Below are 6112 nucleotides of genomic sequence, written 5' to 3'. Positions count from 1 at the left end.
CCGGGACAGAAAGAGGAGGCGACGGCGAATAGCAAAAGAGGTGGGCGGACGAGCTTGACCCGGCACTGAGCCGGAAACCCAGAAACGGGAGTACCCATGTTCGACATCACCCAATTTTCCGATACTACTCGTCTGGCGCCGGCTGGCGAGCTGCGCGAGTTCGTCGAAGATCACCGCGATGCCCTGCTCGATACCGCCGACTGGCTGGGAGACAGGCCGGGCCTGCGCCTCGCACAGGCGGCGCTCGACGGGCTTGCAGGGGCAGGCCAGGTATCGCGGCGCACGCTGCGGCTGCTCGACGACCTGCGCGATTTGCTGATGCTGGGGCACGTGCACGCCCCCACGCGCCACGAGACTCCGAGGCTTGCACTCATCGACCCCGCGGACCCCCGAGTCGACGAAGTCTGTCTGCTGGCCGACGGGCTTAGCGCTGCAATCGATGCCTATAGAGACGCTGTCGCGTCCAGTCTACGCGATCCCGAGAGGGCGGCGACATGAACGGGCCCATCCATCACCGTCTCGGCTTGTCCAATCTGGTGGACGGCACCCCAATGACACCGGATCTGGTTACGCGACTCGTTGCCGTTGCACTGGCGCAGGCGCACACTGTGGCGTCCCTACTGGAAGCCTCCGTGCTCCCTGTCCTGCTGCCCAGAGACCGTGCTTTCGCGCAATACTTGGCACAAAGACTTGCCCGGGGCGCGATCCTCGACGAGGGAGTCTCGGGTGATCTCCGCGCTTTCATGGACGTGCTGGACGACCGGATCGAGGCTGGCACGCACCGGTACTGGCATGGCGATGACAACCATGTGCGTGGCGGCTACGAGGCCACTCACCGAGAGCCTGATATCCTGCCGCTTGCGCAGGCTCGGAGAGAGATTGCCTCTCTTACCGATACGGTTCTGGCGGCAACGACTGGGGCTCGTGCGCTGCGTGATGCTCGGGCTCTTCTCGAAACCTGATCCAGCGGCAGCGTTCTGAGAAGGGCGCTGCCGCCTGAGGTTCGCAAGGCTCAAGATCCACAGCTGGATCACGGCGGGCGGGCGTGCCGAAGCGCTCCTACTGCTATCCGATCGGTGTGCCTACCTCGTCACAATGCTTCACTCGATCGGCGGAGAATATTTGGGTCACGTTCTCTGTGCGCCTGTTCTCGAATGCGGTGTGACAAAAAAGATACGAAATGGACAGTGCTCGAATATTCTCCAACTTTTCGGCCTGTGGATAACTTTTTACGAACGGATCTCCTGACCTCACGATCAGGGGTCCAAATCCATGGAATACACGTTGGCAGAGGCTATTAAGGTTCGCGATTATGCTGCGCTCGTAGTCGCCCTGCATGGTCGAAACTATTTGCCGATATTTGAAGCCATGGAGCGAGAAGTTGCGAACCTTACGTCGCGAGAAGACGCGCTTGCGAGAGCGCTCAGGATCGCGGGCAGCAGCCCGAGCGCGGCTTAGGATCTGGTCGAACCCATTAAAGCTGCTTTTGCCTTTCTTCTCTCCTCTTCTGAGGTGTCGAGTCGAATTATATTCATGACGGCCATGCGTTCTTCCAAGGTAAGGTCGTCGCCATATACCTCACGCTTGATAACGTGTTTCGGATCGTGTCCCATCATGCGTGCTTGATAGAATTGATCTATGCCTCCAGCACGTCGCAGTCGGCCCTGAAAAGCATGCCGAAGTGAATAGACAGTGTGTTCAGGGGTCGGGAGAAGTTTGTTTTCCCTAAGGAACCCATTTGCAGCGTCGGAAAATCCTGGTTTGCCACGATACCTCGGAAATCCTTCTGGGTGCCGGCGAGCGGCTTCCAAGGCTGGACGCGTCAAAACAAGATCTCGAACACGATACTTGTTTTTGAGATCCCGTCCTTCTTGTCTAAGTTCTATATGAGGGATCGGGTCGTTTAGGCGGAAGTGATTAGGCAAAGCGCCGGTAATTTCGGATGGGCTGGCGCCGGTTTCGGACATGATGATCAGCACATCACGAATTTCAGAATTCGTTCTGGAAAGTAAGCTTGGCGACAAGATATTTTCCAAGATCCAAGCTTCGCTGCACTCTTTCCTCTTTCTGGGTTCGCGGCCGCCTGAGACTGAAAGGTTCTCAAACGAGGTGTTGTCAATAAGTTGATGTCTCTTGCAATGCGCGCGCACGAGAGTCCGCAAATGGCCAAGCCTCTTGTTGGCTGTAGCCGCCAAGATTTCTCCTTCTGCGACTCGGTCTAAATAGATAGCCTCGAGCTGCAAGGCTTCCTGTCTCGTTATCTCAACTGCTTGCTTGTTGGGGAGTACGGATCTCAAATCATTTATCGCCCGCTTGTAAGGATTTCTCCACCGGCGAAGTTGATCATCATTCTTGCGAGAGAGGCGAGCACGATTTGTTTCTTCGTACTCCCGCAGAAGGTCTGAGATCAATACTTGGGGACGATCAATGCCTCCAAGTTCTGCGGAAATAAGTTCTTGCCGGGTGGCTGATGGATCTTCGGTCATCAGCTTCTTTAGTCGGCCCATCAGCTCTGAGGCAGGTCCTGCTGCGAGTTCGGCCGATGTTCGATAGGCCACTCCCCGAGCCTTTGCGAGTGCTACAACGTTATCAAAGGAAGGGTCGGCCGTCGCCTTGTCACCAGCGAGCCGGCGGTCAAGCTCAACCAATATTTCTTGCCGGATCTTACCTTTGATTGCTTCCGCTTCAGTTTTGCTGTCGGTGTAAAGGCTTTGTTTGATCAGCTTCCGCTTTTCCACGGCATGGTAGCGAGCTGGGACCCGCATTCGTAGGTGCCAAGTGGTCCCGCGCTGCTCAAGGTACCGACTTGCCCGTTCTGCCATTTCTGTCCCGCCCATGCTCACCTGTCACCTGCCGTTCATTACAGAGTGAAGTGTTGGGACACAAGATGGGACACGTTATGGATTCACCCTCGCGCGGCCTAAACTATTATCCTTATAAAACAGCATCTTGTGCGGGGGCCTCCAAGGCAGTGAATGACACCTCCTCCGCCACCTGAGTGTGCTTAGGCTAAATCCTTGTTTATCAAGGTGAAATCACATGGGTCGGCCCACCCCGCCCCACACGCTTACCACACACGGTCGCCCTTGTTGGCCTTCGATGTGCTGTCAGCTGGTATGTCTGGGTGCCAAGCAATGGGGGGAATATCCTTCATCTGAGTCCCCACAGCGCTAGAGTTTGAACATGACCGACCTAAACACCTTAGATGTCTATCTCAGTTCGGATGACAGTCCGGATGAATGCATGATGATCTCTGACCTCGACGGCTTCCTAACATCCCTCGCTTGCGTCCCAGAGGAGATTGCTGAAGATGAATGGCTCCCCATCGCGCTCGGCGAAGTGCGGCGAGTTCCCAAAGAGATTGTGGAGATAGTTAAGCGACGCCTTTCTCGTCGCCGAAATAATCTAGCGTCCACGCCGCCATACATTGAACCGATCTTTTGGGAAGACTCTGAGGGTAACCCTATCGCGATGGACTGGTGTGAGGGCTTCATGGAGGGGGTGAAGCTACGGCTCGAACTGTGGGATCAGCTTATGAGCACAGATGAGGGTGCAGAACAAATGACCCCTATACTCATGCATGTCGCGGATGAAGAGGGGCAGCTGATGTTCGGTGTGGATGAGGGCGAGGTTGCAGCTGCCCTCGATGCGGCAGCTGAGTCTATCCCTAGGGCGGTGCCGAAGATCCACCAATGCTTATGGCGCCTGAGGCACCAGTAAATCATGGCGTTCGAAATGCAGGCAAGGCATCGCACAGCACCTCGTCCGCCAGCTTTCTCATCGCAATGTAAAGTTTTGATAATCTTAGCATCTTTTATAGTTCGAAGCCGTTCTCCACACACGTTGATCACGATGAGGTCTGGGCGATCATTGAATTGTTAGCTGCTCTCACGCGAGTGCGAAGGACTTGGCCGGGGCTTGCAGCTTCACCATGCATCCGAGACCTAATAGGCTCGGGTGCGGGTAGAGAGGCGGCGCCACGATCCGAGCCTGATCCATGGTGGGCGACTGCAGCTGAGACTATCGCCCCTAAATGTGGGGTGGTCATGAGCAACGCCTGTCGTCCGTCTGGGGGAGGACCTATCGGGCTGACATGTGAGAAAGTGGACAGTTGCAGCCCTATAGTCCAACTTCGATCAGTGCGGCTGATCTGTGCCCTAACAAGTCGGTAGGAAGTACAGAACCTGAATCGTATTTGTCGAACAGGTGATACTAATTGATACCCGCGGGCCCTGGCTGGATCATGCAGTGGCTGTTGGGGCTACTTGTCGGTTATCCGAATAGACAGGGCGTCATTGGCAGTGATACGTAGGTATCCAGCCCTGCAGGTGAGGTTCGCATAGATGTCTGACGATAGCCCGAGGTACCAATTCTATCAGGCGGATTTCATTCCACCGCCGCTTGATAAAAGAATTGCAACTGTTGAAATCTGGCCGACCGCAAATCACGCTGACGGCGAGTTTGAAATTCGAATGAACGCTTCATTTGGTGTTGATATAGTTGCGTTAAGGACCGGAAGCGGGGATGTCGAGGTGGAGATCGAGATTCGTCAGGCTGAGGTTGTCTTGAAGGAGCATGGTTGTCTATTGCAGCATGGGCACCACTACTATGAGTATTTTTCTCCAAGGCCGATCGAGAAGCGATATATAGAAGAGGCGAATACTGAAAGGGAGGGTTCGCTTGGTCAAGATGGTAATTTATTACCAAGGATTTCAGTTAGGGGTGTCAAGAAGGGATTGAAGAGCGCCGCTTGGGACGACTCTGATATTGGTTTCCGTCATCCTGAGCTACGGACCGTCATTGTGGGGGATTGGAGGAAGGGCTCGGCCCTTTCTGGTACTTTTCCGAGAACTTACTCGGGTTGGTTGGCGAGTCGCAGCAATGGCTCTGAAGCGTCCGGAGTGCTCGCCAAGCTGAACGTGCGAAAAAACTGGATCGAGATTAGAAGAGTTGAGGTCGGAGACGCGAAGACAGCAATAGGTAGGGCCATTCAGTCTGTGCGGAGTCTGTCGCCAAAGCGATCTGCCCCAAAAATGGAACTATTTTCTGACCTGGTTCGTGAGCTTATTTATCTGCAGTTACAGTCGTCGGACCAGAAAGACCTCGCGACTCTTGCCGCTGCGGGGCTGGTGGTTGCAGAGCGAGGCGCATTTCGACCTATTGCAGCGCAAGCTTCAAAATGCAGGCTTGAGGCGCCGGGTCATGTTTTACTCAGGATGTTGAATGCTCCAGATGGTGCGGAGCGTGCAACTTACGACGCTCTAATAAGTGAAGTGCATGCCCTTCAGGTGAGTGGTGGTTCTGACTTCTTTCCGTTAGTGCCATACGCTCGCGTGCTTGATGTGTATTTGCGATTGACTTCGAAATTCGAAATCGGAGCAGGCGCCATTGATGCCGCTAAGGTTCTTGAGTATTGCGACAAAAAATCGTTCTTGTTGCTGAAGGGGCTTGGATTGATCCGAGAGGAAAAGGGTGGGGTTCAAGTGTTCAATCATTTTCCGCAGATGAGCACTATTATGTCTTTTCAGGCTATAGTTAGGCGACAGAAGACTATTGCATTTGTTGATGATTTGCTGCGCAATGATCCATTGGTGAGTGCCTATGATGTTGGTCGGGAATTGAACGATAAGTTCAGTAAGGGGTGGAAGGAATCATCGTTCCAGCGATATGGCCATCAAATACTTAGTTGGGTCCGGTTTGAAGGCACGGAAGCTGACGCGCGAGGGCGGAGAATTAGGATGACCGAGGAAAGGGTCAAACTGCTCACTAAGTACGTTGCTGAAGGTGTTCCAATTGATGAAATTGCAGCGCATCTCGATGTGAGTAGAGCCACGCTTTACTCGTGGAGGAGGTCTGAAAAGAATACGGTAATTTCCAAGTATGGCGGCTGGAAGCTTGTGCAGAGTAATCGCGAAGAAGACTAGCCACATCGCGATGCTGTTTTTTTGGGGTTGGCAACCAGTGATGATGCTTGCCGGGTCAGGACCCCAGCAAGTCGAGGAGCGGAAGGTTCCACCATGGCAGAAGCAACGCAGCGCAACAGGTGGCCATAGCTGTCTGAGCGGAGCTTCTGACTGGTCCGTAGCGGCATCCGGGGTCGTGTCGCGAAGTT

5 protein-coding genes are annotated in these 6112 nt (G+C 54.3%); 4 read left to right on the top strand and 1 reads right to left on the bottom strand.

The genetic code is table 11. The features are described from left to right. Nucleotides 1-96: 96 nt before the first annotated feature. On the top strand, nucleotides 97-498 hold the full coding sequence (locus MBELCI_RS18140; protein WP_021695709.1) for a hypothetical protein: 402 nt from the start codon (nucleotides 97-99) through the stop codon (nucleotides 496-498). Next, nucleotides 495-962 carry a hypothetical protein gene (locus MBELCI_RS18135; RefSeq protein ID WP_045320494.1) on the top strand — a complete coding sequence of 156 codons (468 nt, stop codon included), beginning with the start codon at nucleotides 495-497 and terminating at the stop codon, nucleotides 960-962. Before MBELCI_RS18140 ends, MBELCI_RS18135 begins: the two co-directional genes overlap by 4 nt. 492 nt (nucleotides 963-1454) lie before the next feature. Here the strand turns inward: MBELCI_RS18135 and MBELCI_RS20845 are convergent, their stop codons facing one another. Further along, nucleotides 1455-2822: a DUF6538 domain-containing protein gene (locus MBELCI_RS20845; RefSeq protein WP_369385500.1), complete on the bottom strand. Its 1368-nt coding sequence runs from the start codon at nucleotides 2820-2822 to the stop codon at nucleotides 1455-1457. Nucleotides 2823-3183: 361 nt separating this feature from the next. Here MBELCI_RS20845 and MBELCI_RS18130 point away from each other — a divergent pair, with 361 nt between their 5' ends. Beyond that, nucleotides 3184-3720 carry a UPF0149 family protein gene (locus tag MBELCI_RS18130; RefSeq protein ID WP_081698658.1) on the top strand — a complete coding sequence of 179 codons (537 nt, stop codon included), beginning with the start codon at nucleotides 3184-3186 and terminating at the stop codon, nucleotides 3718-3720. Nucleotides 3721-4343: 623 nt separating this feature from the next. After that, nucleotides 4344-5924, top strand: a complete 1581-nt coding sequence (locus tag MBELCI_RS20580) for a helix-turn-helix domain-containing protein (RefSeq protein ID WP_021695707.1) — start codon at nucleotides 4344-4346, stop codon at nucleotides 5922-5924. Nucleotides 5925-6112: the final 188 nt, after the last annotated feature.

Source organism: Limimaricola cinnabarinus LL-001, assembly GCF_000466965.1.
GTDB lineage: Bacteria > Pseudomonadota > Alphaproteobacteria > Rhodobacterales > Rhodobacteraceae > Limimaricola > Limimaricola cinnabarinus.
The sequence above is the reverse complement of the archived record's forward strand: the minus strand, read 5'-3'. Positions and strand labels throughout refer to the sequence as shown.